Here is a 24,855-nt window from a genome sequence, read left to right as displayed (position 1 = left end):
GTCGTTGCTGAGTCGTCGCCGCTTTTCCTCGGTCGACCACCGAAAATATAATTCATCATGAGATTTAACACAAGGGTCCACGCCCGAAAAACCGGGGAGTTCGTTGAATTCCAAGGGCCTGAAGGGGCAATGACGCGTGGACCAGGCTCCAAGATTGTCCGATGTGGCACTATTTCTCATCATGAAAGCCATCATTGCGTCCGCGCCCGGAGGGCCCGACGTGCTCACAACCACCACGCTCCCGACACCCCGGCCCGGCCCCGGAGAGGTTGCCATCGACGTGGTGGCCACCGCGGTGAACCGAGCGGACACGCTCCAGCGCATGGGGTACTACCCCCCTCCTCCCGGCACCTCGGACATCATCGGACTGGAATGCAGTGGGAGGGTGGCCGAGCTCGGTGAGGGCGTGGCGCACCTTGCCGTCGGCGACGAGGTCTGCGCCCTCCTGGCAGGCGGCGGCTACGCATCGCGCGTCATCGCTCCCGCGGCACAGGTCATGCCGGTGCCGAACGGGGTCGACCTGGTCACCGCAGCCTGTCTGCCCGAGGCCTGCGCCACGGTCTGGTCCAACGTCTTCATGGATGCCGCGCTGGCCCCGGGAGAGACGATCTTGGTCCATGGCGGGGCCGGTGGCATCGGCACCTACGCCATCCAGATGGCGGCCGCTTTCGGCGCCCAGGTGTTCACCACCGCGGGCACCGATGAGAAGACCGCCAGGTGCCGCGAGCTCGGCGCCAGCGCCGTCATCAACTATCGGGAGCAGGACTTCGTGCACGAAGTCCTCCAGGCAACCGATGGGCGCGGCGTCGACGTCATCCTGGACAACATGGGGGCCTCGTACCTCGACCGCAACCTGGACGCCTTGGCCACAGGCGGTCGACTCGCGATCATCGCCATGCAGGGAGGCACCCGGGGTGAGTTGCGAATCAACAAGCTCCTCACCAAGCGGGCCACGGTGATGGCATCCTCCCTGCGGCCACGTCCGGTCCCGGAGAAGGGCGAGATCTGTCGCCAGTTGGTCGAAGAGGTGTGGCCGATGCTCGCCAAAGGCCAGGTCAAACCCGTCGTCCACGCCACGATGCCCTTGGAGGAGGCAGCGGCCGCCCACCGCATGCTCGAGGCCAGTGAGCACCTGGGCAAGATCGTGCTCACGGTGGATCCATGAACCGGCCCACCGCCGTCGCCCGGAGGCCGGCATGAGCCACACATCAGAGCCGGTGGTCCGCTACGAACAACGTGGAGCGGTGGCGATCGTGACCATGAACCGCCCGCGCTATCGCAACGCGCAGAACTCGGCCATGACCTATGCCCTCGACGACGCGTTCACCAAGGCCACCGACGACGCCACGGTCGCCGTCATCGTCCTGGCTGGCAGCGGCGACCACTTCAGCGCCGGGCACGACATCGGCACCCCGGAGCGTGATGTGGACCAGTCCTTCCCCCGTCGAGCGGTGATGTGGTGGGACCACGTCGACCGCGCGGGGGGCGACAGCCGATATGCCCGTGAGTCCGAGGTCTATCTGGGCATGTGCCGCCGCTGGCGGGACATGCCCAAGCCGATGATCGCGATGGTGCAAGGGGCGTGCGTCGCCGGCGGCCTGATGCTGGCCTGGACATGTGACTTCATCGTCGCCTCGGAGGACGCCTTCTTCGCCGATCCCGTCGTACGCATGGGAATTCCGGGGGTCGAGTATTTCGCGCACCCGTGGGTGACGAACCCGCGCGCCGCGAAGGAGCTGCTCTTCACCGGCGACCCGATCAGCGCATCCCGGGCGCACGCCTTGGGCATGGTGAACCACGTCGTCCCGAGGGAGCACCTCGACGAGAAGGCAATGGCTGTGGCCAACCGGGTCGCGACGATGCCCGCCTTCGGGCTGGCGCTGGCCAAGCGGGCGGTGAACCTTGCCGAGGACGCCCAAGGAATGCGCGGCGGAATGGATGCGGTCTTCGGTCTGCACCACCTCGCCCACGCCCACAACGCCGAGACCTCCGGCGACTCCTTGGCCGGTCAGGACATCGACGCCATGAAGTCCGCGCGCCGTATCATCCCCTAAGCGCGCAAGCGCCGCACTCCCACGATCATGATCGATACAGCAAGGTCGGCGCCGCTCCTTCGGCGTGGCGCAACCGGCACTAACGGATCGTGGCTCCGTCCAGCCACGGTGCAGCGTCGTCGCCGCGGTATTGGTCGGGGAGTTCATCGATGAGATCCCACGTTGCCGCAACCCTCCCGAAGCCCACGCAGAAGGCAACCAACGCGCACAACTCAACGACCTCGCCATCATCGAAGTGCTGGCGCAACTCTTCGAACTCACGGTCACCGACCGCAAGATGATCAGTTGCCAGGAAGTCGGCGTAGCGCAGGGCAACCTTCTCAGCGGCCGTGAGGTCCTCCGACTCCTCGGGTCGTTCCAGACTGCACACGGCGCCGTCGGTCATCCCGTCGGCCATCGCCGCCCCCGAGCGGGTGGCCATGCAACTTCGGCAGCGATTGTGGAACGCGATACGCAACCTGATCAGCTCTCGGAGCCTTGGAGCCAGCACACTGCTTGCTGTCATTGATTGCTGGAACGACCTCATGGCCATGGCGATGTCTGGTCGCACCGCCCAGGCCGGCACCGATCCAAGGGCAACGATGTCAGCGGTGGACGGATGGCCGAGTGCGGCGGCCAGGTCCGGGTCGAAGTCCTCGGGGCGAACCGTTGGGACGCGTGCCATGGGTCTTCCTTCCTGTCGTTGGATTCAAGGCGGTGCAGTGGACTCAAGGCGTGCCGATGCCGGTCCCCGGGGTGATCGCGGTCCGGCCCCCGTCGACGGGAATGATCGTGCCGGTCACGAAGCTTGCTCCGGGACTGACGAGGAACGAGGCGACCCGAGCGAACTCCTCCGGATTCGGTCTCCGGGCCAAGGGGGTGCTCGCCAAGGAGCCCGGCCCGAGCCGACGGCTCGGGTGCAGTTCTGGACCGGAACCCATCGGCATGATGCCTGCCATCGCGATCGCATTGACCCGCACGCCGAGGGCCGCGCCGTCGTGAGCCAGCATGTGGGTCAGCGGGACGAGTCCGGCCTTGGAGGCGGAGTAGGCAGGGAAGCGTGGGTTTCCGTGCACGCCATCGATGGACGTGAGCAGGACGACGGCGCCGGCACCGGACTCCCCCAGCAGCGGCATCATGGCCCTGACCAGCAGCATCGGACCGACCACGTTGCTGCGGAACACGCTGGTCCACTGGTCGGCAGAGCCTTCCCCTTCCCACCAGTCGACCAGCGTCGTACAGACCACCAGTGCGTCCAGTGCACCCCAACGGTCCCGACATGCCTGGGCCAGGACCAACGCGTCAGCCTCGTCGCAATCAGCGCTGGCCAACGCATGGGCTCGCCCTTCGGGCCGGGCCAAGGCGGTCGCCACCCGGTCCGCCACGGCCTGCGCCGGATCGGCGACGATCAAGTCCGCACCACCGCGATGGAGCTCCTTCGCGCAAGCAGCACCGATCGAGGATCCGACGCCGATCACGAGGGCACGCAGGCCGGTGTGACCTTGCGAGTCGACAGCAACCATGGCAATCCTCCAAGCAGCCGAATTCAGCAACATATTTCTCATGATGATATTGCCATGAACGCTGCGCCCAGCAAAGCGTCGTTCACTTTTGGAATCCTGTCTGGACAAGTGTCCAGTTTCGGTGCAGAGTTCTCGCCATGAGCACCAGCCAGGCACCCGCCGCAGCGACGTCAGCACTGCGCCAGGGCCTCAACAGTCGCCAGGCCGAGACCGCACGGAAGCTGATGGAGGCCGGCCTCGAGGAGTTACGGGCGGTGGGTCACGAGGCGCTCACCGTCCGCACCGTGGCCCAGCGCGCCGGCGTCTCCCCTGCCACGGCGTACACCTATCTCGCCTCCAAGAACCACCTCTTCGCCGAGCTCTTCGCCGAGCACATCACCGACGAGGAGCCGGCGACGTACGACGCGGGGGCCAGCACCACGCAGCGGGTGCAGCAGGCTGCCCGCGACCTGGTCGCCCGGATCGTCGAGGAGCCCGAGCTGGCGGCCGCGGTGACCCCCGCGCTGCTCGGCGCGGACCCGGACGTGGCGCGCCTGAGGCTGCGGATCGGTGCCGAATTCGTGGGCCGGTACGACGCGGCGCTGCGGGACCCGGCACGCCCCGAGGTGAATCCGGACCCGGCGGTCCTCGACACACTGGTGCTCACCCTGTCGGGGGCGCTGCTCCAGGCAGGGATGGGGATCTTCTCCTATGACCAGATGTCCGAGCGGCTGGTCGCTGCCGTCGCGGTGATCCTGGCGGGCACAGACAGGAACGGATCAGCATGAGTACGGCGACCACGGCCCCCCTGGCCTTCGACCCCTACGACTACGCGTTCCACGAGGACCCGTACCCGCTCTACGCCCGCCTGCGCGCCGAGGCACCGCTCTTCCACGCAACCCCCGACGACCTGTGGGTGGTCTCGCGGCATGCAGACGTCTTCGCCGTCCTCCGCGACGACGCGACCTACTCCAACCGGATGGGGGTCTCCCTCGACGCGAGCGCCTGGAACGTCGAGGCACACCGGGTGATGAGCTTCCTTGCCCTCGACGGCCACGAGCAGACCCGGCTGCGCAAGCTGGTCTCCAAGGGGTTCACCCCGCGCCGGGTCCGCGAACTCGAGCCGGAGGTGCAGCGCCTGGCCGACTACTACTTCGACGCAATGCTCACCGCTGGCTCCGGCACGGGTGAGTCTGGCACCACCGTCACCGCGGACTGGATCACCGAGTTCGCCGGGAAGCTGCCGATGGACGTCATCTCCGAGATGATGGGCGTCCCGGTCGCCGACCGTGACGAGGTACGCCGCCTGGCCGACCTGGTCGTGCACCGCGAGGACGGCGTACGCGACGTGCCGGAGGCCGGCATGGTCGCCGCGATGGACCTGATCGGCTATTACGGCGCCATGGTCGCCGAGCGGCGCGCGGCCCCCGACGACCATGAGGGTGACCTGACCACGGCGCTGGTCCAGGCGGAGATCGAGGGCGATCGGCTCACCGACTCCGAGATCATCGCCTTCCTCTTCCTGATGGTCGTGGCCGGCAACGAGACCACCACCAAGCTGCTCGGCAATGCCCTCTTCCACCTCAGCGCCCACCCGGAGCAACGCGACCGGGTGCTGGCCGCGCCGGAGGCCCCCGAGGCGCTGGTCACCCCGTGGATCGAGGAGACGCTCCGCTTCGACACCTCGAGCCAGATGCTGGCCAGGCTGGTCACCCGCGACGTCGAACTGCACGGCCAGACCATCCCCGCCGGCGCCAAGCTGCTGGTGCTGCTGGGCTCGGCCAACCGGGACGCAGAGGTCTTCTCCGACCCGGCCCGCTTCGACATCGCGCGCGCCTCCGACGAGTTGTCGAAGTCGCTCTCGTTCGGCACCGGGCGCCACTTCTGCCTCGGCGCCAACCTGGCCAGGCTCGAGGCCCGCGTCGTGCTCAACGAACTGGTACGCCGCGTCTCCGGGTTCCAGGTCCACGTCGACCGGGCGGTGCGCGTGCATTCCACCAGCGTCCGCGGCTTCGCACACCTTCCGACCACGTTCACCCTGCGCACCCCCAACCCCAACGCGAGCACCTACACCGACACCGGAGCGGCCCGATGAACCAGCCCCACCCGCCCCGCCGACCGGTCGTGATCACAGGCGCCTCGTCGGGCATCGGCGCCGAGACGGCCCGGGTCCTGGCCGCCGCCGGGCACCCGGTCGCCCTCGGCGCCCGACGCCTGGAGACCTGCGAGCAGATCGCCGCGGCGATCCGTGCCGAGGGCGGGGAGGCCGTTGCCCACCCGCTCGACATGACCAGTGACGAGTCGGTGGCCACCTTCGCCGAGCGGGTCACCACCGACCTGGGCGACATCGAAGTGGTGGTCAGCAACGCCGGTCTGGTCGCTCCCGGTGCCCTGGTCGACATCACCTCGCAACGCTTCGCCGACGAGCTCGACCTCAACTTGGTCGGTGCGCACCGCGTCGTCGCCGCCTTCGCCCCGGCGATGGTCCAGCGCCGCCGCGGAGACCTCGTCTTCGTCTCCTCCGACGTCGCGGTGCGCGCCCGCCCGTTCATGGCGGCGTACGCCGCGAGCAAGTGGGGCCTGGAGGGCATGGTCAACGCACTGCAGATGGAGCTGGAGGGCACCGGCGTACGGGCCTCGATCGTGCGCCCCGGCCCGACCGGCACCGGCATGGGCTCGGACTGGGACGCCGAGCTCGGCGGATTCGTCCTGGAGCAGTGGATCAAGTTCGGCCTCGCCCGGCACGGCCACTTCCTGACCGCCCGCGCCCACGCGGATGCGATTGCGACCATTGTCGGCGCACCCCGCGGCGTACACCTCTCCGTCATCGACGTGAACCCCGAAGCCCCCGTGGAGGACGCATGACCCTGCAGAGCACTGGCCCGGACCGCATCGATCCCGCCGCGGCCGAGAAGCTGGCCACCATCCCCGAGGTCTCCGTGGTCCTCGACGACCAGGATCCGTCGGTTCCGGACATCATCAAGGGCACCGGGCACCTGCCGGAGATGCGGGTCGACCCGATCGCCCTCTTCCACCGGGTGCGCGCCGAATGCGGCGACATCGGCCGCTTCCGGCTGGCCGACTCCCACGTCGTCCTGGTCAGTGGCGCCGAGGCGAACGAGGCGTTCTTCCGCGCCCCGGAGGAGACCCTGGACCAGGCCGCGGCGTACCCGTTCATGACGCCCATCTTCGGCAAGGGCGTGGTCTTCGACGCCACCCCCCAGCAGCGCCAGCAGATGCTGAAGAATCAGGCCCTGCGCGGCGACATGATGCGCGGGCACGCCCGGACGATCGAGGCGGAGATCCGCCGGATGGTCGCCGACTGGGGCGACGAGGGTGAGATCGACCTGCTCAACTTCTTCGCCGAGCTGACCATCTACACCACCTCCTCCTGCCTGATCGGCAAGCCGTTCCGCGACCAGCTCGACGGGTCGATCGCCGAGATCTACCACCGCCTCGAGCACGGCACCGACGCCATTGCGTACGTCGACGCGCACGCCGACATCGACTCCTTCCGGATCCGCGACCAGGCCCGCGAGGAACTCGTCGCGCGGGTGCAGGCGATCATCCGCGACCGCATCGCCCTGGCCGAGTCGCTCGGCGGGGAGATCCCGAAGGCCGACCGCGACCTGCTCGACGTACTGATCGCGGTCGGGTACGACGCCGAGATGGTGACCGGCATCTTCATCTCCCTGATGTTCGCCGGCCACCACACCTCCTCGGGCACCGCGTCGTGGGCGATGATCGAGCTGCTCCGCAACCCCGAGGTGATGGCCGCGGTGGTCGCCGAACTGGACGAGCTCTATGCGCCGGATGCGGACGGACAGGCGCCGGAGGTCTCCTTCCAGGCACTGCGCTCCATCCCGTTCCTGGAGTCCACGCTGAAGGAGACGCTGCGGATGCACCCGCCGCTGGTGATCCTGATGCGCCTGGTCCGCCAGGACTTCGAACTGCTCGGCCACACCATCCCGGCCGGCACCCTGATCGCCGCCTCGCCGCGGGTCTCGAACCGGATCGAGTCCGATTTCCCGGCGGCCGACTCCTTCGACCCGGGGCGCTACATCGACCCGCGCCAGGAAGACCTGCAGAACCGCTGGACGTGGATCCCGTTCGGCGCCGGCAAGCACCGCTGCGTCGGCAACGCCTTCGCGATGATGCAGATGAAGGCGATCTTCTCGGTGATCCTGCGCGACTTCACCTTCGAGCCGGCGCAGGAGCTGGACTCCTATCGCGACGACTACACCAAGATGGTGATCCAGCTCGCGCAGCCGGCGAAGGTCCGCTATCGCAGGAGGAACCCGTGAGCTTCCGGGTCACCGCCGACGTCAGCGTCTGCCAGGGCCACCAGCTCTGCCAGGGCGAGGCGCCCGGTGTCTTCGGGTTCGACGAGGACGCCGACGTGGTCGTCGTGCTCGACGACCACCCCGACGAGTCGCAGCACCACGCCGTCCGCCAGGCCGTGAAGTACTGCCCCGCTTTCGCGCTCTCCATCAACTCCGAAGAAGAGGACTGACATGACCGAGACCCTGACCCGGGCCGAGATCGAGGAGTTCTGGGCCGGATGGCTCCAGGCCAACCGCGACGTCGAGGCCGCCGGCGACTGGCGACCGCTCGCCGAGTGGTTCGCCACCGACGCGACGTACGGATGGATGTACCACCCCGACGAGCACTTCATGGCCGTGGGCCGCGACCAGATCCGCGACTGGGCAATCGGCATCGAGATGGACGGCCTGGACGGATGGCACTACGACTACGTGTGCACCATGATCGACGAGACCAAGTCGATGGTGCTCGGCTTCTGGAAGCAGCGCGCCGGGATCATCAACGACGAGACCGGCGAGGAATACGAGATCCTCGGCATCGGCGGTTCCTGGTTCGGCCTCAAGCGGATCGCCGACGGTCCCGACGCGGGGAAGGTGCTGATCGACTGGCAGCGCGACTGGTTCGACCTCCCCTCGACCGGCCACACCTTCATGGAGATCCTCAAGTCCGGCAAGGCACCCGACACCCTGATGAAGCGACTCGAGGTGACGGGGCACGGCGTACCGGGGCACTACCACTACAAGGACATGCCCTCGACCCTGTGGCCGCCGCCGGTCGAGGCCGGGCTGTACGCCGAGCAGGCCCCGGCGCCGACGTCCGCGACGGAGGCGGGCGAATGAACGCGGCGAACCCGGCGCGGATGCCGACCAACCCGCCCGCGCAACAGTACGTCGACGGCAAGCTGTCCGGGGCGAGTGATGGGGCGACGTACCCCATCCTCAACCCGGCCACGGGTGCGCAGATCGGGGTGGCCCCGGACAGCACCGCGATCGACGTGGACGCCGCGATCGCCGCGGCTCGGCGCGCGTTCGACGAGACCGACTGGTCGACCAATCTGGAGCTGCGGATCAGCTGCCTGCGCCAGCTCCACCAGGCGCTGGTCGAGAACGCGGACGCGATGCGGGCGCTGACCACGGCCGAGGTGGGCGCTCCGGCGTTCTTCGTGGCCGGTCCGCAGTACGACATGCCGGTGGAGACGTTCCGGTGGAACATCGACCTGGCGGAGTCGTATGAGTGGGAGACCGACCTGGGCATCGGTGAGGTGATGGGGGTGCAGAGTCGCCGGACCGTACGTCGTGAGGCGGTCGGGGTGGTTGCCGCGATCACGCCGTGGAACTTCCCCAACCAGATCAACCTGGCCAAGATCGGCCCTGCCCTGGCCGCCGGCAACACGGTCGTGCTCAAGCCGGCCCCGGACACCCCGTGGCTGGCCGCCGAACTGGGACGGCTCGCGGCCGAGCAGACCGACCTGCCGCCGGGCGTCTTCAACGTGGTCACCCCGCGCTCCAACGAGTTGGCCGCGCAACTGACCACCGATGAGCGGGTCGACCTGGTCTCCTTCACCGGCTCCACCAACACCGGCCGCGCCATCGCCGCCGCTGCGGCACCGACCCTGAAGCGGGTCTTCCTGGAGCTCGGCGGCAAGTCGGCCGCGATCGTGCTCGACGACGCCGACGTCGCTTCGGCGGCGGGGGCTGCCGCGTTCGGCGTCTCGGTCCACGCCGGCCAGGGATGCGCGTTGACCACCCGACTGGTGGTGCCGCGCGAACGGTACGACGAGGCGGTCGAGGCAGCAGCGGCGACGATGGCCGCGCTCGGCGCCAAGGACCCTGCCGACGGCGGCACCATCTGCGGCCCGGTGATCTCGGCCGTGCAACGCGACCGGGTCCTGGGCTATCTGGACCTGGCGCTCGAGGAGGGCGGCCACTTCGCCACCGGTGGCGACGTCGCGACCCAGGAGGGCGACCTGGCCGGCGGCTTCTGGATCGAGCCGACCGTGATCGCCGGGCTGGACAACAGTGCGCGCACCGCCCGCGAGGAGATCTTCGGGCCGGTGCTCGTGGTGATCCCCCACGACGGCGACGACGACGCGGTCCGGATCGCGAACGACTCGCCGTACGGGCTCTCCGGCTCGGTGGACTCCGCCTCGCTGGAGCGTGCGCAGTCGGTCGCCCGCCGGATCCGCACCGGCACCATCGGCGTCAACGGTGGCCAGTGGTTCGGCGCGGACGCGCCGTTCGGCGGCTACAAGCAGTCCGGGCTGGGCCGGGAGATGGGGGTGGCCGGGTTCGAGGAATACCTCGAGACCAAGACCATCGCCACGCCCGCCTGATCCCCCTTCACGAACCGTCCTTCCACGAACCAGGAGCACCATGAGCAACCGCTTGCAGGACAAGGTCGTCGTCGTCACCGGCGCCGCGCAGGGCATCGGGGAGGCCTATGCCACCGCGATCGCCGGCCAGGGCGCGAAGGTCGTCGTCGCCGACATCAACGCCGATGCCGGGCAACGCGTCGCCGACCAGATCAACGCCGACGGCGGCACGGCAATGTTCGTCACCTGCGACGTCTCCTCGCACACCTCGGCCCAGGCGCTGGTCGACCAGGTGTCGCAGGCCTGGGGCGGGATCGACGGCCTGGTCAACAACGCCGCGATCTATGGCGCCATGCAGTTCGACCTGCTGATCACCGTGGACTGGGACTACTACCGCAAGTTCATGGCCGTGAACATGGACGGTGCCCTGGTGATGACCCGCGCGGTCTATCCCTCGATGCAGGCCCGCGGCGGCGGTTCGATCGTGAACCAGTCGAGCACCGCGGCGTACCTCTACTCCGGCTTCTACGGCCTGGCCAAGTCCGGCATCAACGGCCTGACCCAGCAACTGGCCCACGAGGTCGGCGGGATGGGGATCCGGGTCAACGCGATCGCCCCCGGCCCGACCGACACCGAGGCGACGCGCACCCAGGCCGGCGACGCGTCGAAGGAACTGGTGAAGGGCCTGGCGCTCAAGCGGATGGGCCAGCCCGAGGACATGGTGGGCGCCTGCCTCTTCCTGCTCTCGGACGAGGCCTCGTGGGTGACCGGCCAGGTCCTGGCCGTCGACGGCGGACAGACCTTCCGCCCATGAACCCACGAACGCTCACTCGTTGTGTCGCGAACGCTCACTCGTTGATGCTCGAAAGCTCAATCGTTGATGCCTCCTGGGCGCTGGCGCGGTCGAGAAAGGAGCACCGATGACCACCCGTGTCGGATTCGTCGGCCTGGGCAACATCGGCAAGCCGATGGCGCTTCGCCTGGCCGGCGCGGAAGCGGTCGACCTCCACGTGTACGACGTGGCTGACGCGCCGGTGGCCGAACTCGTCGCTGCCGGTGCCACCGCGGCGGGCTCCGTGGCCGAACTGGCCACGCGGGTCGACGTACTCTGCGTGATGGTCCGCGACGACGACCAGGTCCGCGACGTGCTCGGCGCCGTGCTGGGTGTCGCCGAGCAGCGCGACGGCGCGCCGCTCGCGGTGGTGGTCCACTCGACCGTGGCCCCGCGTACGCCGGCCTCCCTGGCCGAGACCGCGCTCCCCCACGGCGTACTCGTGCTCGACGCGCCCGTCTCCGGAGGTGCGATGGGCGCCGCGGACGGCACACTGGCGATCCTGGTCGGCGGCGCGGACGAGGCGTTCGCCCTGGCCCGCCCGGTCCTGGAGGTGCTCGGTTCCAAGGTCGTGCACGCCGGTCCGATCGGCGCCGGCACCCAGTTCAAGCTGGCCCGCAACCTGATGCACTTCGTCTCCTTCACCGCCGCGACCGAGGCACAACGGCTGGCCGAGGCGGCCGGACTGGACCTGGTCGAACTCGGGCAGGTGGTGCGCCATACCGACGCGATCACCGGTGGACCGGGCGCGATCATGCACCGCGACACCACTGCGCCGCTGGCCGAGGACGACTTCTGGCACGGCGTCTTCGACCACGTCCGAACTCTCGGTGAGAAGGACCTCGGTTTCGCGGTGGACCTGGCCGACGAACTGGGCGTCGACGTACCCCTGGCCCGGCTCGCCCTCGACCGGCTCGGCCCCGGCCTCGGCCTGTGACCCCGAGTCGGCACGAGTTGACGCCGTACGACGCCGAGTCGGCACGAGTTGACGTGATTTCGCGTCGAGTCGGCGTCAATTGACGCCGCCTCGACGAGCATGGACGCAAGCGCATCACCCCACCGACCAGCACCTGGAGCAGCACCGTGACCGACAAGTTCTCCGACCTCCCCGAACAGCGCGCCCGCGGCCTGCGCAAGATGGAGGAGGTCTACGGATTCGACATGACCGACGGCGAGGGCGACTTCTTCGGCTACACCGCCGACCACCTCTTCGCCGACATCTGGACGCGCCCGGGCCTCACCGACCGCGACCGGCGCCTGCTGCTGATCGGCCTGCTCGCCGGCACCGGTGGCCACGACGTACTCGGCATCCAGATCCCCGCCGCGCACGCCAACGGTGAACTCGACGACGCGGCACTGCGGGAGATCGTGGTCTTCCTCAGCCACTACGCGGGCTGGCCGAGCGGCGCCCGGATCAACTCGGTGGTCGAGGAGACCATCGCGAAGGCGAAGCGGAAGGGCTGACCTGTTCGGCCGGGTCAGGGCCCGGCACCGCAGCCGCCCCCAGCGGTCGCGACCAGCGGCGGCTCAACGCCCCAGCGCGACCTCGACGAAGCGCGCCAGTTCGGCATACGCCTGGGCATCGGAGAGGTCGAGGCGCTCGAACATCTCGCCGCGCTGGATCTCGAACATGGTGGCGGCGACCATCTCGGCGACGAAGCCCGCGTTGACCTCGCGCAGCGCCCCGGCGGCGATCCCCTCGACGATCAGGTCGCGGATCCGCGCGGCCGCGAACGCCGTGTTGCGCTGGTAGACCTCGGCCACCGGGGCGAAGTCGGCCAGGTCGTCCATGAACGCGCGCGAGAGCGGCGCGAGCGCCTCGCCCACGGCCGTCAGGTACGCCGTGACCCGGCGCCCCGGGTCGGCCTCGGCGGCGACCTTCGCCTCGACCTGCTCGGTCGCCGTCCGGAAGAACTCGCGCGTGATGGCGACCGCGAGCTCAAGCTTGGAGGGCGCCAGCGCATAGAGCGTCGTCTTGGAGCAGCTCATCCGCTCGGCGACCTGGTCGAGGGTGAAGTCGGCGAAGCCCTCGGCCGCGATCAGGTCGACCAGGCGAGCAAGCAGGTCCGCCTGTCGCGCCGTACGCCGTGTCCGTGCCATGAGCTCCCCCTTTCGATACCCAGAACAGTACGCTAGGCTCGGCTTCAGTATCAATAACGCCCGCTCCGGTGCGGCGTACCCGACGAACTCCACGGAGAACGAATGCCCGCCAACCGCGTGCTCCCCACCGAGGAAGCGGCCGACCTGCTCACCCTCGTCCGCGACATCGCCGCCAAGGAACTCCTCCCCCGCGCCGCCGACGACGAGGCGACCGAGACCTTCCCCCGCGACATCTTCACCCTGCTCGGCCGGACCGGCCTGCTGGGCCTCCCCTACCCCGAGGAGTACGGCGGCGGGGGCCAGCCCTACGAGGTCTACCTGCAGGTGCTCGAGGAGATCGCGAGCGTCTGGTCCAGCATCGGCGTCGGCGTCTCCGTGCACGCGCTGAGCTGCTTCGGCCTCTTCGAGCACGGCACCGAGGACCAGAAGCAGGCCTGGCTCCCCGACATGCTGGGCGGCGAACTGCTCGGCGCCTACTGCCTCTCCGAGGCGCACGCTGGCTCCGACCCTGCCGCGATGCGGACCACGGCGAAGCGGGACGGCGACGACTACGTCCTCAACGGCGCGAAGGCCTGGACCACGCACGGCGGCAACGCGGACTACTACAAGCTGATGGCCCGTACGTCGGAGGACCGCACCGGCATCTCCTGCTTCCTGATCCCTGCCGACACTCCCGGCCTGGTCGCTGACCCGCCGGAGAAGAAGATGGGGCTGACCGGCTCGCACACCACCACCATGCGCCTGGAGAACGTCCGCATCCCGGCCGAGCGTCGGCTCGGCGCCGAGGGTGACGGGCTCAAGATCGCACTGGCCGGGCTCGACTCGGGTCGCCTCGGCATCGCCGCCGTCGCCACCGGGCTGGCCCAGGGGGCGCTCGACCACGCGGTCGCCTATGCCAAGGAGCGGGAGAGCTTCGGCAAGAAGATCATCGACCACCAGGGGCTGGCCTTCGTGCTGGCCGACATGGAGGCAGCGGTGCAGTCTGCCCGCGCCACCACCTTGCACGCGGCCCGGCTCAAGGACCGCGGGCTCCCGTTCAGCCGGGAGGCGTCGATCGCGAAGATGGTCGCCACCGACAACGCGATGAAGGTGACCACGGACGCCGTCCAGGTGCTCGGTGGCTATGGCTACACCCGGGACTTCCCTGTGGAGCGCTTCATGCGCGAGGCGAAGGTCATGCAGATCTTCGAGGGCACCAATCAGATCCAGCGCATGGTGATCAGCCGTGCGCTCGCACGTGACAACAACGGAACGATCAAGGGAATCAACTGATGCAGATCGAGAACACAGCCGCCATCGTCACCGGTGGGGCCTCCGGCCTCGGCGCCGCAACCGCCGCTGAACTGGCCGCCCAGGGCGCGCAGGTCTACGCCTTCGACCTGGCCCAGTCCATCGAGGGCGCGCCCGAGGTCAAGGGCATCACGTACGTCGCCGTCGACGTGACCGACCCGGCCCAGGTCGCCGACGCGGTCAACCAGGCTGCCGCCGACCCGACCACCCCGCTGCGGATCGTGGTCAACTGCGCCGGCATCGGGCCCTCGTCGCGGATCCTGTCCAAGAAGGGCGTCCACGACCTCGGCCTCTACGCCAAGATCATCCAGGTCAACCTGATCGGCTCCTTCAACGTGCTGGCCCTGGCCGCGGAGAAGATCGCCGAGACCGAGGCGCTCGAGCACAACCAGCGCGGTGTCATCATCAACACCGCTTCGATCGCCGCCTTCGAGGGCCAGATCGGCCAGGCCGCTTACTCGTCCTCCAAGGGCGGCATCGTCGGGCTCAACTTGCCCGCCGCCCGCGACCTGGGCCAGTACGGCATCCGCGTCAACACGATCGCCCCCGGCATCGTCGAGACCCCCATGCTCGCCACCGTTGCCGAGGAGTTCCGCCAGAGCCTCGCCGCCGGCGTACCCAACCCGCAGCGCCTGGGGCGTCCCGAGGAATACGCCCAGTTGGCGAAGTTCCTCATCGAGCACGACTACATCAACGGGGAAGTCGTCCGGATGGACGGCGCCCTGCGCATGGCTCCTCGCTGATCCCTGCCGGATCGGTCCTAAACTCGGAGGAAATCACGCACCTGGTGCGTGTTTTCCTCCGAGTTCTTTCCATTCCCCGACCGTGCACCCTGCCCCGCAGGCAACCGGTTGCCCGCGCCACCCCCGCGCACGCAGGATGGCGGCCACCCCCGCGGCGAGCCGGCACGGTGCCATCACCATGCCCCAACCGACGCGCACCGTCATCTCAAGCCTGCTGGCGGTGACCAGGTCGCGCGTCAGGTCCTGCCAGCGATCGCTGGACCACTCATGGCCGAGGCGTCCGTCCAGTTCGACGACCACGCCGTACTCGCGATGCTCCACGTCGCGCCAGGTGCGCCCCCTTCGCCCGAACGCGCCGCGGTCGATCGGCACCTGCCGCTCGGCACGAGGCAGGCCGTGCGCTCGCTCGACGTCACGGAGGTAGACCCGCTCCAGGACCGAGTGGGCACCCGAGGCGACGTCGTCCAGGACGGTACTGAACAGGCGCCTGCCAGGCAGTCGCGGCAACAGGTCCAGGGCGTCCCGCAGCCGGGGCGGAGTGGTACGCCGTTGCTGGCACACGTCGGCAAGGACCGCGATGCTGCTGGTCTCCGTGGTCGCCGAGGAGGCGGCGAGGAGCACCGCAGGCTCCAGTGCGACACGTGGTGGTGAGAGGTCGGTGCGCGCGATGCGGTCGTAGTGCTGGCTGCGGGTCAGCAGCACTCCCGGGGATGCGTCCGTACGCCGCGACTCGTCGACCAGCAGGTGGATCCGCTCATCGTGGACCCACGGGCCCCGGACCTTCCAGGCCGCGAGGGCGGAGACACCGCTCAGTGCGGCGGGGTGGTGTCGCAGGACGGCGACCCACTCGCGCTGCAGACGAGTGAGCGGTCCGGTGTGCGTGACATAGGTGCCGTGTCCGACCCGGGCAAGCTGTCGACGGCGCAACAGCCTGGTGATGTCGTTGTCGCTGGCTCCGTGGGCGACCAGTTGGCGCCGCGACACGACACCGGCCTGGTGCTCGACGAGCCTGCTCAGTGCGTTGGTGTCCATCCGGCGACCCTGCGCCGCCTGGGCGCCATCGGGCAAGGGGCTTGGTCAGCGCCTGTGGACAACACGGTGGCGGGCGTTCGAACTCGGAGGAAAACCCGCACCTGGTGCGTGATTTCCTCCGAGTTCGTGAGGCTCGTCGAGGTCGAGTGCCAGGAAGGGCGCAGGATCGTCAGCGGGCGATGAAGAGGATCTCTTCGCGCCCGTACTCCATGCCCGGGTGCTCGGCAGCCAGGTGGGCCTGGGTCTTCTCGACCAGGTCATCCTCGTCGACGCCCTTGATGTGTTCGCCACAGGGGCAGTTCAGTTGGGTCTTCATGTGGCCCACGATACGCCGGGAACCGCCGTCGTACCCGGAGGATGCCGCTTTCTCCGGATACCTCCTGCGGGCACTAACGGCTCGGCCCGATTGGACCGAGCCTCCCCGCTACTCGGTCCGATTGGACCGAGCCTCCGCCCTACTCGGCTCGATTGGACCGAGCCTCCGCTGTTCTCGGTCCGATTGGGCCGAGCCTCCGCTGACCTCGGTCCGATTGGACCGAGAAAGCGGCGAGTTGGCCCACTTGGGCCCCACCGCACAGCACTCAGCGGAGCAGTGCCGCGAAGCGCCGGTTCATGTCTCGGATCCAGGCGTCGGCGGCGGGCGAGTGGAGCGCCATGTCCACGAAGCCGTGCACCATGCCGGCGCACTGCACCGAGTCGACCGGGACGCCTGCGGCCTCGAGCGCGGCTGCATACGCCAGGCCCTCGTCGCGCAGGGGATCGAACTCGGCGGTGGCCACCACGGCAGGCGGCAGGTCCCCGCGTACGCCGGCAATCGGCGAATGGCGCAGGTCGCCGGGCTCCACCGACTGGCCAGCGACATAGGTCAGGAAGAACCAGGTCATCGTCGCCATGTCGAGGAAATATCCCTCGGCGTTGGTGGTGCGGGACTCATACGACCCGAGCATGTCCACCGCCGGATAGATCAACAACTGCGCCGCGAACCCGGCGACGGCCTGGGTGACGATCGCCGACAGGTTCCCGCCGGCGGAGTCACCGGCAACGCCCACGACGTCCGAGCCCCCATAGCGATCCAGTGACCCCACGACTTCCTTCGCCGCGGCAATGGCGTCCTCCGCTGCAGCCGGGAACGGGTGCTCTGGGGCAAGCCGATAGTCCACGGAGACCACCACCGCGCCGGTGTCGACGCAGAGCCGGCGGCAGACGTTGTCGTGCGTCTCCAGGGAGCCGATCACGAACCCTCCGCCATGCAGGAAGAGGACGGTCGGCACCGGGCCCTCGGCCTCCGGTCGATAGATGCGGGCGCGCATCCCGGCCACGCTCGACTCCTCGACCGACCCCACCGGGATCGGGCCGTCCGGGCCGATCGAGGCAGCAGCCAGGGCCGCGAACCCCTTCCGTGCCGCTTCGACGGTCCCCTCGTGCATCGGCGGATAGCCGGCCTGCTCGATGAAGGAGAGGAGGTTCGCAATGCCGGGATCGAGTGCCATGGTGACGAGGCTAGGGGACGAGGACAATCTTTCCGCGGACGTGGCCCTCCTCGCTGATGGCGTGTGCCCGAGCGACCTCTGCCAACGGGATCTCGGCAGCAACCTCCACCGACCACGAAGGCAACCCCAGCACGAACGGGATCGCTGCCCGCCGCAGCGCGACCTCCTCCTCGGTCAACGGATCCGGCGAACCACCGAGCCAGGCCCGCACCCCCAACTCAGCGGCGTCACGCCCCCGGACGATGGTGCCGACCCGATCCGGTGCAGCGACAGCGAGCGAGACTTCGATCGCCTCGTCCGTCCCGGCGCAGTCCAGGACCACATCGACACCCGGCGACGCGGCACGTACCCGCTCCAGGAGCCCGTCACCATAGGCAACCGGTGTCGCACCCAGTTCCGCCAACCGGTCGTGGTTGGCCGACGAGGCCGTGGCCACGACCTGGGCACCCAGGGCCCGTCCGATCTGGATCGCCGCCTGCCCGACGCCGCCCGATCCACCATGGACGAGCAGCGTCTCGCCCTCGGCAAGACCCAGTGAGGTCAGCACCTGGTACGCAGTCCCGGCGGGGATGCCGAGACCCGCGCCGGTGGCGAAGGAAACCCCGTCCGGCAGCGCATCCAGGAGCCCCTGGCCCACCACCACGTGCGTGGCCTGGACACCGCCCGCGTTGCTGATCACGACGCGCTCGCCAACCGCCCATCCACTGACGTCGGGACCAACGGCCGCGATCACCCCGGCACCGTCGGAACCCAGCCGCCACGGGGCCGGTCCGGGCATCGGACGGAGGCCCGAGCGCTGCTTCCACTCGACGGGGTTCAACCCGGCTGCGCGCACCTCGACGAGCACCTCACCGGGGCCGGGCTCCCGCGTGGGGACTGCGACGTACTCGAGGACCTCGGGTCCACCGGTCCGGCTGAACTGGACGACATGGGTCATGGGGCCAACCTACGACTCCAGGAAAGCGCGGATCCCGGCGACCAGCGCTTCGGCGTACGCCGCCTGCCCCTCGCTCGAGCGCATCCGCGCCGCCTCCTCGGCGTTGCGCATGTTGCCCAGCTCCACCATCACCGTCGGGACCCGGGCATGGTTGAGCGTGGCCAGGTCACGACGTACGTCGAGTCCGTCGCCGCCGGCGATGTAGTCGGCCCGCGGGAAGGACTCCGCCAGCGCATCGGCCATGACCGTGGCGAGTTCCGCAGAGGCGTCGGCGGAGGTCGCGGACACCGGTGAGGAGATCACGTGGAAGCCGGTGCCGCCCGGCCCGGATCCGTCCGCGTGGATGCTCACCTTGATCACCGTGCCGTCGTCGCCACCTGCCAGGTCGTTGCCGGCCTCGCCGCGCTCGTCCACGCACGGCCCCCATTCCTCGACCGAGTTCGTCAACCGGGTCAGCACCACCTCAGCGCCGAGTTCCTCGAGGGCGTCGCGGACCAGGAGCGCCACTTCCCAGGTGAAGGTGGCTTCGGGGTAGCCGTCGTTGGTCGACGTACCGGTGGTGTTGCAGGCCTTCATGCCGCCCGCACCGTCGGGGACGGCTGCGTTGATCCGGGCGGGGTGGCGACCGTTGCCGAGTTGGTGGCCCGGGTCGACGATCACGGTGCGGCCCTCCAGCGGAAGGGCGGGCGCACTCGACGAGGGCGGTGGTGCGGACGGCGACGGCGCCGCTGACGACTCAGCGGCCGGGGCCGGTCCGGGCGTGGCGGCGCGCTCCGGCAGCAACAGGGCGCCGCCGAGGAGTACGGCGATGACCGACGCGACTGCCACCGCCCACCTGAGCATGGCGCGCAGTCTACGGACACTCCCCCCACAGGACACCATGTCCCACAGTGGCGGAAGGTGCGCGCACCGTCACCCTCGCGCCACTACGCTCGTTGGGAAGACCGACGCCCGTACGCCGGGCAGGTGAGTAGACCAGTCAGCCGAACGGGACCGACACCGAAGATGCCAACGCATGACGACGAGACGCCGGACGAGCCACTCTTCCGTGGCTTGGGTGACGCCCCCGGCGATGGCCCCGAGGCCGACGGCGCCCCCGAAGACGATGCAACCGACGCCACGGCCTCCCCAGGGTCGACCACCGGGGACGAGAGCGCGGCAGCCGGCGCCACCACCGCAACCCGTCGCCGCCGCAGGGTGAAGGTGACGCGGTGGGCACGCTTCAAGGCATGGTGCAAACGGCACAAGGCCCTGGTCATCCTGCTCACCATCCTGCTCCTGCTGATCGCCATCATCCTCGGCTGGCTCTGGTACCTGAACCGCCAGATCGGCAACATCCCCCGCTTCGACCTCGACCTCGACCGCGAGGGCCGCCCGGCCAAGGTCGAGAACAACTCGGTCAACATCCTGCTGATGGGCGTCGACGACCCGGACGGGCTCCCGAATGTCGGGCCCGACCTCAAGAAGCAGATCAGCAGCGGCGACTGGCGGGCTGGCTCGTTCCGTTCCGACAGCCTGATGGTGCTGCACATCAACTCTGACCGGCAGTCGGCCCAACTGGTCTCCATCCCGCGCGACTCCTGGGTGGAGGTGCCGGGCCACGGCAAGGCCAAGATCAATGCTGCGCTCAGTTTCGGCGGACCGAGTCTCGCCGCGCAGACAGTCGAGGATCACTTCAACCTTCGCATCGACCACATGGTGCTGATCGACTTCCAGGGCTTCAAGGACCTGACCGACGTGCTCGGCGGGGTCAGCGTTTACATCAGCTCCGAGGCATCCCAGCGCCTCTCCCAGGGCGCCTGGCCGACAGGGATGCGCAACCTGAACGGCGAAGAGGCTCTGCTCTACGTGCGCCAGCGTCATGGCCTGGCCCGCGGTGACTTCGACCGCGTGCAGCGCCAGCAGGCCTACCTCAAGGCCGTGCTGGACAAGACGGTCTCCCGGGGAACCCTCCTCAACCCGCTCAAGGTCACCAACCTGCTCGAGGAGATCGGCGACTTCATCGCGGTGGACGAGGGCTTCAGCAACAGCGAGATCCGTGACCTGGCGATCGCGAGCCGCGGCCTGCACAGTGGTGCGATCAGGTTCGTCACCGTCCCCAACAACGGCACCGGACGCGCCGGCAACCAGTCGATCGTGGTGCTCGACGACGAGCGCGCCATCGACATGTTCGACGCGATCCAGAAGGACCAGTTCGAGAGCTGGTATGCGCGCAACGACGTCGACGAGATGCCCGCCGGCGGGCGCGTCGACTAGCCGACCAGTCCCAGCAGGTAGGACCCGTACCCCGACTTGACCAGCGGCTCGGCGAGGGCGATGAGTTCCTCGTCACTGAGCCAGCCGGAGCGCCAGGCGATCTCCTCGGGGGCACCGATCTTCATGCCTTGGCGCGACTCGATGGTGCGCACGTAGTTGGAGGCGTCGTTGAGGGAGTCGAAGGTGCCGGTGTCGAGCCAGGCAGTGCCGCGGGGCAACACCTCGACCTGCAGGGCTCCCTCGTCCAGATAGGAGCGGATCAGGTCCGTTATCTCCAGTTCACCGCGCGCCGACGGCTCGAGCATCGCGGCCCGCTTCACCACGGTGTTGTCGAAGAAGTAGAGCCCGGGCACGGCGTACCGGCTCTTCGGCACCGCGGGTTTCTCCTCCAGGGACAGGGCACGGCCCTCGGCATCGAACTCGACCACGCCGTACGCCGTCGGGTTGGCCATCTGGTAGCCGAAGACCGCGGCGCCATTGATGGAGCCGAAGCGACCCAGGGTCCGGCCCAGGCCGGTGCCGTAGAAAATGTTGTCACCGAGGACGAGTGCGACGTTGTCGGAGCCGATGTGCTCCTCGCCGATCAGGAAGGCCTGCGGCAGACCGTCAGGTGTGGGTTGCACGGCGTACGTCAACTCGATCCCGAAGCGCGACCCGTCGCCGAGGAGTCGCTCGAAGGCTGCCGCGTCCTCAGGGGTGGTGATGATCAGGATGTCCCGGATCCCGGCGAGCATCAGCGTGGAGAGCGGGTAGTAGATCATCGGCTTGTCATAGACGGGCACCAACTGCTTGCTCACCCCGAGCGTGATCGGGTGCAGTCGGCTGCCGGTGCCACCGGCCAGGATGATCCCCTTCATCGTTCCCATGTTGGCCCAACGACGCAGGCGTCACAACGTCCCGCTCAACGCCGCGACCGCCTACGATCGCATCCATGCATCGCATCCTGGTCACCGGCGGAGCCGGCTTCATCGGCTCCAACTTCGTCCACCACGTCGTCGCCCACACCGACTTGCACGTCACCGTCCTGGACAAGTTGACGTACGCCGCCTCGCGCGAGGCCCTGGCCGGGTTGCCGCAGGACCGGGTGGAACTGGTGGTCGCCGACGTCGCCGACGCCGCTCCGGTGGATGAGTGCGTGGCGCGCACGGATGCGGTGGTCCACTTCGCCGCCGAGTCGCACAACGACAACTCCCTCGACGACCCGAGTCCGTTCATCCGCACCAACCTGATCGGCACCTTCACCCTCCTGGAGGCGGTGCGCCGGCACGGCAAACGACTGCACCACGTCTCGACCGACGAGGTGTACGGCGACCTGGCGCTCGATGACCCGCAGCGGTTCACCGAGGAGACGGCGTACCACCCGAGCAGTCCCTATTCGGCATCGAAGGCCGGCTCGGATCATCTGGTGCGCGCGTGGGTGCGCAGTTTCGGCGTGGCCGCGACGATCAGCAACTGCTCGAACAACTACGGGCCATGGCAGCACATCGAGAAGTTCATCCCGCGCCAGATCACCAACGTGCTCGACGGGATCCGACCCCGGGTGTACGGCGACGGGCTCAACGTGCGCGATTGGATCCACGCCGACGACCATTCGAGTGCGGTGCTGGCGATCCTGGAGCGCGGACGCCCCGGCGAGACCTACCTGGTCGGCGCCGACGGAGAGCGGAACAACCTCGACGTGGTCCGCTCCATCCTGACTCAGATGGGCCAGCCCGCCGACGCCTGGGACCGGGTCGCCGACCGGGCCGGCCACGACCGTCGCTATGCGATCGCCCCGGACAAACTGCGCGCCGAACTCGGTTGGGCACCGCGATTCCACGACTTCGAACAGGGCCTGGCCGACACCATCGATTGGTATCGCAACCACGAGGCGTGGTGGCGCCCGCACAAGGACGCCACCGAGGCGTCGTACGCGGCTCGCGGCCAATAGGTTGCCGCCGCGCGCAGAGTCGCCGCGCCCGCGCTGAACCATGTGGACCACGTGGTCCACATGGTTCAGCAACCGTCAGTCGAGTGCGTTCTGCTCTGCGACGCTGGCCGGGCTCATCACGCACAGGGCGGCCATGGCACGGATGATCAGTTCCCGCTCCCCGCGGGCGGGCAGGGCGTCGATCTCGTCGGGGTAGACCGCCGGCACCGGCGCGTGGGAGACCATCGGGTGCACCGGGCGCACGTCCTTGGGCTCGTCGTCGGCGAAGAGTTCCTCGTGCATCTTCTCGCCGGGGCGCAGGCCAGTGAACACCACTGGTACGTCGGTGCCGGACTGCTCGATCAGCTGGTGCGCGACGTCGAGGATCTTGATCGGCTCGCCCATGTCCAGCACCAGCGCCTCGCCCGGACGACCGATCGCGCCGGCCTGGATCACCAACTGGCAGGCCTCCTCGATCGTCATGAAGAACCGGGTCACCTCCGGATCCGTCACCGTCACCGGGCCACCCTCGGCGATCTGCTTCGCGAACGCCGTCAACACCGACCCCCGCGAACCCAGCACGTTCCCGAACCGCACCGACAGATACGTGCCCGGACTGTGCTCGGCATGCGCCGCAGTGATCCGCTCCGCGATCCGCTTCGAATAACCCAGCACGCTCGACGGGTTGGCCGCCTTGTCGGTCGACACGTTCACGAACCGCTCGACATCCACCATCTCCGCGGCCTGCAACACATTCCAGGTGCCATGGATGTTCGTCTTCAACGCTTCGGCCGGATACTGCTCCAACATCGGCAGGTGCTTCAACGCCGCTGCGTGGAAGACCACCTGCGGGCGACGTGCAGCAAAGATCGTCTTCAGCGCCGTGAGGTCCCGGATGTCGCACAACACGACCTCGTCCGAGTCCAGCAACGCCCGACCATGGATCGACAACTGCACCGCATGCAAGGCCGACTCATCCCGGTCCAGCATCATCAACTCGGCCGGGTCGAACTGGTGCAACTGACGACACAACTCCGAACCGATCGAGCCGCCCGCACCAGTCACCAGGACGCGCTTGCCCCGCACATAGTCCGCGATCGAGGCCACATCGGTGTCGAGCTGCTTGCGGCCCAACACGTCATGCAAGTTGATGTCACGCAAATCCCGGATCCCCGGGCGACTCTTCAACAACTCCGGCATCGCCGGCAGCACCTTCACCGCGACCCCGGCCCGCTTGGCCCGGTCAGAGATGTCGGTGATCGTCTCGGCCGACGCGCTCGGGATCGCCACCACGACTGCCTCGGCACGCGTCTGCGCCACCACCGCATCCAGGTCATCGCGGTTGCCAAGCACCGGCACGTTGCGGATCCGGCGATAACGCTTCAGCGGGTCATCATCGAGCAGCGCGACCGGCCACCACTGCTTGCCCGGGTCGCGCAGCATCGAGCCGATGATCTCCCGACCGGCCTCACCAGCACCGATCACGACGACCCGCGCGGCCCCCTCACTGGCCCGCACGTCACGCGCATCCCCCTGCTCACGCATCCACCGCATCGCCGCCCGCGACCAGGCCGCCACCACCAACGTGGTGAAGACCGCCGCCGCCGGGATGCTGCGCGGCACCCACTGGCCGAACAGGTTCGCCACGAAGACCAGCCCGCCCACACTCAGCGTGACGAAGCCCAACAACACCATCTCGTAGAACGATGCAATCGCGGCGCGGCCCTCATGCAGACGGATGAAGTGGCCCACCATCACGTGCAGCAGCGCACAGATGCCACCGACGACGAGCAGTTCCAGCCACGGCACCCGATCCGCGCTCATCCGCAACGCCCCGAAGATCAGGAACGCCCCCACCCACGCCACGGCATCAACCGTGGACAGGATCGCCGCACGATACGAACGCGACCTCGTCACGAACTTCGTCTCAGGCATCGATAAATCCCCCCGGATTCGACTGCAGGAAGTGTGGCGCCGCAGCCAGGCAGCCGGACACACACTGCCAGCCATTGTGCACCCGAACGGGACAAACCTCCACTGGCGATGGTGACGGCGGACCAAATGGACCAAGAAAACCACCAAGACCCGGCTCTGCCG

At 68.7% G+C, this 24,855-nt stretch carries 26 protein-coding genes; 16 read left to right on the top strand and 10 right to left on the bottom strand.

Features of this window, described 5'->3' with window-relative positions; genetic code table 11:
• Positions 1 to 181 precede the first annotated feature (181 nt).
• Positions 182 to 1,165, top strand: a complete 984-nt coding sequence (locus Q9R27_RS12045; protein WP_311252621.1) for an NAD(P)H-quinone oxidoreductase — start codon at positions 182 to 184, stop codon at positions 1,163 to 1,165.
• Between the two features lie 31 nt (positions 1,166 to 1,196).
• Positions 1,197 to 2,054: an enoyl-CoA hydratase gene (locus Q9R27_RS12040; RefSeq protein ID WP_311252620.1), complete on the top strand. Its 858-nt coding sequence runs from the start codon at positions 1,197 to 1,199 to the stop codon at positions 2,052 to 2,054.
• Between the two features lie 79 nt (positions 2,055 to 2,133).
• Here the strand turns inward: Q9R27_RS12040 and Q9R27_RS12035 are convergent, their stop codons facing one another.
• On the bottom strand, positions 2,134 to 2,586 hold the full coding sequence (locus Q9R27_RS12035) for a carboxymuconolactone decarboxylase family protein (protein ID WP_311252681.1): 453 nt from the start codon (positions 2,584 to 2,586) through the stop codon (positions 2,134 to 2,136).
• Between the two features lie 175 nt (positions 2,587 to 2,761).
• Entirely contained in the window at positions 2,762 to 3,556 is a 795-nt protein-coding gene (locus Q9R27_RS12030) for an SDR family oxidoreductase (protein WP_311252619.1), read from the bottom strand.
• A gap of 137 nt (positions 3,557 to 3,693) precedes the next feature.
• Between Q9R27_RS12030 and Q9R27_RS12025 the strand changes: the two genes are divergently transcribed.
• The 10 genes from Q9R27_RS12025 (at position 3,694) to Q9R27_RS11980 (ending at position 12,465) form a co-directional block, all read left to right on the top strand.
• Positions 3,694 to 4,323 carry a TetR/AcrR family transcriptional regulator gene (locus tag Q9R27_RS12025; RefSeq protein ID WP_311252618.1) on the top strand — a complete coding sequence of 210 codons (630 nt, stop codon included), beginning with the start codon at positions 3,694 to 3,696 and terminating at the stop codon, positions 4,321 to 4,323.
• Positions 4,320 to 5,630 carry a cytochrome P450 gene (locus Q9R27_RS12020; protein WP_311252617.1) on the top strand — a complete coding sequence of 437 codons (1,311 nt, stop codon included), beginning with the start codon at positions 4,320 to 4,322 and terminating at the stop codon, positions 5,628 to 5,630. The genes Q9R27_RS12025 and Q9R27_RS12020 overlap by 4 nt, the downstream gene beginning before the upstream one ends.
• Positions 5,627 to 6,400: an SDR family oxidoreductase gene (locus Q9R27_RS12015; protein WP_311252616.1), complete on the top strand. Its 774-nt coding sequence runs from the start codon at positions 5,627 to 5,629 to the stop codon at positions 6,398 to 6,400. Before Q9R27_RS12020 ends, Q9R27_RS12015 begins: the two co-directional genes overlap by 4 nt.
• The gene (locus Q9R27_RS12010) at positions 6,397 to 7,839 is read left to right on the top strand and encodes a cytochrome P450 (protein WP_311252615.1); all 1,443 of its coding nucleotides are present in this window, start codon (positions 6,397 to 6,399) and stop codon (positions 7,837 to 7,839) included. The genes Q9R27_RS12015 and Q9R27_RS12010 overlap by 4 nt, the downstream gene beginning before the upstream one ends.
• Entirely contained in the window at positions 7,836 to 8,048 is a 213-nt protein-coding gene (locus tag Q9R27_RS12005) for a ferredoxin (protein WP_311252614.1), read from the top strand. Before Q9R27_RS12010 ends, Q9R27_RS12005 begins: the two co-directional genes overlap by 4 nt.
• A gap of 1 nt (position 8,049) precedes the next feature.
• Positions 8,050 to 8,697: a hypothetical protein gene (locus tag Q9R27_RS12000; protein ID WP_311252613.1), complete on the top strand. Its 648-nt coding sequence runs from the start codon at positions 8,050 to 8,052 to the stop codon at positions 8,695 to 8,697.
• Entirely contained in the window at positions 8,694 to 10,190 is a 1,497-nt protein-coding gene (locus tag Q9R27_RS11995; RefSeq protein ID WP_311252612.1) for an aldehyde dehydrogenase, read from the top strand. Before Q9R27_RS12000 ends, Q9R27_RS11995 begins: the two co-directional genes overlap by 4 nt.
• A gap of 40 nt (positions 10,191 to 10,230) precedes the next feature.
• Positions 10,231 to 10,983 (top strand): SDR family oxidoreductase, encoded by a 753-nt coding sequence (locus Q9R27_RS11990; RefSeq protein WP_311252611.1) that lies wholly within the window; start codon positions 10,231 to 10,233, stop codon positions 10,981 to 10,983.
• A 106-nt stretch (positions 10,984 to 11,089) separates the two neighbouring features.
• On the top strand, positions 11,090 to 11,938 hold the full coding sequence (locus Q9R27_RS11985) for an NAD(P)-dependent oxidoreductase (RefSeq protein ID WP_311252610.1): 849 nt from the start codon (positions 11,090 to 11,092) through the stop codon (positions 11,936 to 11,938).
• Positions 11,939 to 12,084: 146 nt separating this feature from the next.
• Positions 12,085 to 12,465 carry a carboxymuconolactone decarboxylase family protein gene (locus tag Q9R27_RS11980; RefSeq protein WP_311252609.1) on the top strand — a complete coding sequence of 127 codons (381 nt, stop codon included), beginning with the start codon at positions 12,085 to 12,087 and terminating at the stop codon, positions 12,463 to 12,465.
• Between the two features lie 63 nt (positions 12,466 to 12,528).
• On the opposite strand, the gene Q9R27_RS11975 is transcribed toward Q9R27_RS11980, so the two are convergent.
• Positions 12,529 to 13,101, bottom strand: a complete 573-nt coding sequence (locus Q9R27_RS11975) for a TetR/AcrR family transcriptional regulator (protein WP_311252608.1) — start codon at positions 13,099 to 13,101, stop codon at positions 12,529 to 12,531.
• A 102-nt stretch (positions 13,102 to 13,203) separates the two neighbouring features.
• On the opposite strand from Q9R27_RS11975, the gene Q9R27_RS11970 reads away from it, so the two are divergent.
• Positions 13,204 to 14,373 carry an acyl-CoA dehydrogenase family protein gene (locus Q9R27_RS11970; protein WP_311252607.1) on the top strand — a complete coding sequence of 390 codons (1,170 nt, stop codon included), beginning with the start codon at positions 13,204 to 13,206 and terminating at the stop codon, positions 14,371 to 14,373.
• Positions 14,373 to 15,134 carry an SDR family NAD(P)-dependent oxidoreductase gene (locus Q9R27_RS11965; protein ID WP_311252606.1) on the top strand — a complete coding sequence of 254 codons (762 nt, stop codon included), beginning with the start codon at positions 14,373 to 14,375 and terminating at the stop codon, positions 15,132 to 15,134. The genes Q9R27_RS11970 and Q9R27_RS11965 overlap by 1 nt, the downstream gene beginning before the upstream one ends.
• A gap of 33 nt (positions 15,135 to 15,167) precedes the next feature.
• Here Q9R27_RS11965 and Q9R27_RS11960 read toward each other — a convergent pair whose 3' ends face one another.
• The 5 genes from Q9R27_RS11960 to Q9R27_RS11940 all read right to left on the bottom strand — a co-directional run bounded on the left by Q9R27_RS11960 (position 15,168) and on the right by Q9R27_RS11940 (position 19,436).
• Positions 15,168 to 16,166 carry a type IV toxin-antitoxin system AbiEi family antitoxin domain-containing protein gene (locus Q9R27_RS11960; RefSeq protein WP_311252605.1) on the bottom strand — a complete coding sequence of 333 codons (999 nt, stop codon included), beginning with the start codon at positions 16,164 to 16,166 and terminating at the stop codon, positions 15,168 to 15,170.
• A gap of 169 nt (positions 16,167 to 16,335) precedes the next feature.
• Entirely contained in the window at positions 16,336 to 16,482 is a 147-nt protein-coding gene (locus Q9R27_RS11955) for a hypothetical protein (protein WP_311252604.1), read from the bottom strand.
• A 265-nt stretch (positions 16,483 to 16,747) separates the two neighbouring features.
• Positions 16,748 to 17,656 carry an alpha/beta hydrolase gene (locus Q9R27_RS11950; RefSeq protein ID WP_311252603.1) on the bottom strand — a complete coding sequence of 303 codons (909 nt, stop codon included), beginning with the start codon at positions 17,654 to 17,656 and terminating at the stop codon, positions 16,748 to 16,750.
• Positions 17,657 to 17,666: 10 nt separating this feature from the next.
• Positions 17,667 to 18,593 carry an NADP-dependent oxidoreductase gene (locus tag Q9R27_RS11945; RefSeq protein WP_311252602.1) on the bottom strand — a complete coding sequence of 309 codons (927 nt, stop codon included), beginning with the start codon at positions 18,591 to 18,593 and terminating at the stop codon, positions 17,667 to 17,669.
• A 9-nt stretch (positions 18,594 to 18,602) separates the two neighbouring features.
• A complete protein-coding gene (locus Q9R27_RS11940; protein ID WP_311252601.1) occupies positions 18,603 to 19,436 on the bottom strand; it encodes an N-acetylmuramoyl-L-alanine amidase in 834 nt (277 codons plus the stop codon).
• A gap of 162 nt (positions 19,437 to 19,598) precedes the next feature.
• Between Q9R27_RS11940 and Q9R27_RS11935 the strand changes: the two genes are divergently transcribed.
• Complete coding sequence (locus tag Q9R27_RS11935) at positions 19,599 to 20,849, top strand: LCP family protein (RefSeq protein ID WP_311252600.1); 1,251 nt, start codon at positions 19,599 to 19,601, stop codon at positions 20,847 to 20,849.
• Here the strand turns inward: Q9R27_RS11935 and rfbA are convergent.
• Complete coding sequence (gene rfbA / locus Q9R27_RS11930) at positions 20,846 to 21,706, bottom strand: glucose-1-phosphate thymidylyltransferase RfbA (protein ID WP_311252599.1); 861 nt, start codon at positions 21,704 to 21,706, stop codon at positions 20,846 to 20,848. The two genes, Q9R27_RS11935 and rfbA, sit on opposite strands and share 4 nt — an antisense overlap.
• A gap of 74 nt (positions 21,707 to 21,780) precedes the next feature.
• Here rfbA and rfbB point away from each other — a divergent pair, with 74 nt between their 5' ends.
• Positions 21,781 to 22,779, top strand: a complete 999-nt coding sequence (rfbB, locus tag Q9R27_RS11925; protein WP_311252598.1) for a dTDP-glucose 4,6-dehydratase — start codon at positions 21,781 to 21,783, stop codon at positions 22,777 to 22,779.
• A 75-nt stretch (positions 22,780 to 22,854) separates the two neighbouring features.
• Here rfbB and Q9R27_RS11920 read toward each other — a convergent pair whose 3' ends face one another.
• Positions 22,855 to 24,693 carry a nucleoside-diphosphate sugar epimerase/dehydratase gene (locus Q9R27_RS11920; RefSeq protein WP_311252597.1) on the bottom strand — a complete coding sequence of 613 codons (1,839 nt, stop codon included), beginning with the start codon at positions 24,691 to 24,693 and terminating at the stop codon, positions 22,855 to 22,857.
• Positions 24,694 to 24,855: the final 162 nt, after the last annotated feature.

Origin of the sequence: Nocardioides sp. AE5 (genome assembly GCF_031844485.1) — a bacterium.
Classification (GTDB): domain Bacteria; phylum Actinomycetota; class Actinomycetes; order Propionibacteriales; family Nocardioidaceae; genus Nocardioides.
The sequence above is the reverse complement of the archived record's forward strand: the minus strand, read 5'-3'. Positions and strand labels throughout refer to the sequence as shown.

Excerpts from the sequence above, each read along its gene's own strand:
- Q9R27_RS12045 (WP_311252621.1), top strand. The coding sequence starts at position 182 with ATGAAAGCCATCATTGCGTCCGCGCCCGGAGGGCCCGACGTGCTCACA.
- Q9R27_RS12040 (WP_311252620.1), top strand. The coding sequence starts at position 1,197 with ATGAGCCACACATCAGAGCCGGTGGTCCGCTACGAACAACGTGGAGCG.
- Q9R27_RS12035 (WP_311252681.1), bottom strand. The coding sequence starts at position 2,586 with ATGGCCATGAGGTCGTTCCAGCAATCAATGACAGCAAGCAGTGTGCTG.
- Q9R27_RS12030 (WP_311252619.1), bottom strand. The coding sequence starts at position 3,556 with ATGGTTGCTGTCGACTCGCAAGGTCACACCGGCCTGCGTGCCCTCGTG.
- Q9R27_RS12025 (WP_311252618.1), top strand. The coding sequence starts at position 3,694 with ATGAGCACCAGCCAGGCACCCGCCGCAGCGACGTCAGCACTGCGCCAG.
- Q9R27_RS12020 (WP_311252617.1), top strand. The coding sequence starts at position 4,320 with ATGAGTACGGCGACCACGGCCCCCCTGGCCTTCGACCCCTACGACTAC.
- Q9R27_RS12015 (WP_311252616.1), top strand. The coding sequence starts at position 5,627 with ATGAACCAGCCCCACCCGCCCCGCCGACCGGTCGTGATCACAGGCGCC.
- Q9R27_RS12010 (WP_311252615.1), top strand. The coding sequence starts at position 6,397 with ATGACCCTGCAGAGCACTGGCCCGGACCGCATCGATCCCGCCGCGGCC.
- Q9R27_RS12000 (WP_311252613.1), top strand. The coding sequence starts at position 8,050 with ATGACCGAGACCCTGACCCGGGCCGAGATCGAGGAGTTCTGGGCCGGA.
- Q9R27_RS11995 (WP_311252612.1), top strand. The coding sequence starts at position 8,694 with ATGAACGCGGCGAACCCGGCGCGGATGCCGACCAACCCGCCCGCGCAA.
- Q9R27_RS11990 (WP_311252611.1), top strand. The coding sequence starts at position 10,231 with ATGAGCAACCGCTTGCAGGACAAGGTCGTCGTCGTCACCGGCGCCGCG.
- Q9R27_RS11985 (WP_311252610.1), top strand. The coding sequence starts at position 11,090 with ATGACCACCCGTGTCGGATTCGTCGGCCTGGGCAACATCGGCAAGCCG.
- Q9R27_RS11975 (WP_311252608.1), bottom strand. The coding sequence starts at position 13,101 with ATGGCACGGACACGGCGTACGGCGCGACAGGCGGACCTGCTTGCTCGC.
- Q9R27_RS11970 (WP_311252607.1), top strand. The coding sequence starts at position 13,204 with ATGCCCGCCAACCGCGTGCTCCCCACCGAGGAAGCGGCCGACCTGCTC.
- Q9R27_RS11965 (WP_311252606.1), top strand. The coding sequence starts at position 14,373 with ATGCAGATCGAGAACACAGCCGCCATCGTCACCGGTGGGGCCTCCGGC.
- Q9R27_RS11960 (WP_311252605.1), bottom strand. The coding sequence starts at position 16,166 with ATGGACACCAACGCACTGAGCAGGCTCGTCGAGCACCAGGCCGGTGTC.
- Q9R27_RS11955 (WP_311252604.1), bottom strand. The coding sequence starts at position 16,482 with ATGAAGACCCAACTGAACTGCCCCTGTGGCGAACACATCAAGGGCGTC.
- Q9R27_RS11950 (WP_311252603.1), bottom strand. The coding sequence starts at position 17,656 with ATGGCACTCGATCCCGGCATTGCGAACCTCCTCTCCTTCATCGAGCAG.
- Q9R27_RS11945 (WP_311252602.1), bottom strand. The coding sequence starts at position 18,593 with ATGACCCATGTCGTCCAGTTCAGCCGGACCGGTGGACCCGAGGTCCTC.
- Q9R27_RS11940 (WP_311252601.1), bottom strand. The coding sequence starts at position 19,436 with ATGCTCAGGTGGGCGGTGGCAGTCGCGTCGGTCATCGCCGTACTCCTC.
- Q9R27_RS11935 (WP_311252600.1), top strand. The coding sequence starts at position 19,599 with ATGCCAACGCATGACGACGAGACGCCGGACGAGCCACTCTTCCGTGGC.
- rfbA (WP_311252599.1), bottom strand. The coding sequence starts at position 21,706 with ATGAAGGGGATCATCCTGGCCGGTGGCACCGGCAGCCGACTGCACCCG.
- rfbB (WP_311252598.1), top strand. The coding sequence starts at position 21,781 with ATGCATCGCATCCTGGTCACCGGCGGAGCCGGCTTCATCGGCTCCAAC.
- Q9R27_RS11920 (WP_311252597.1), bottom strand. The coding sequence starts at position 24,693 with ATGCCTGAGACGAAGTTCGTGACGAGGTCGCGTTCGTATCGTGCGGCG.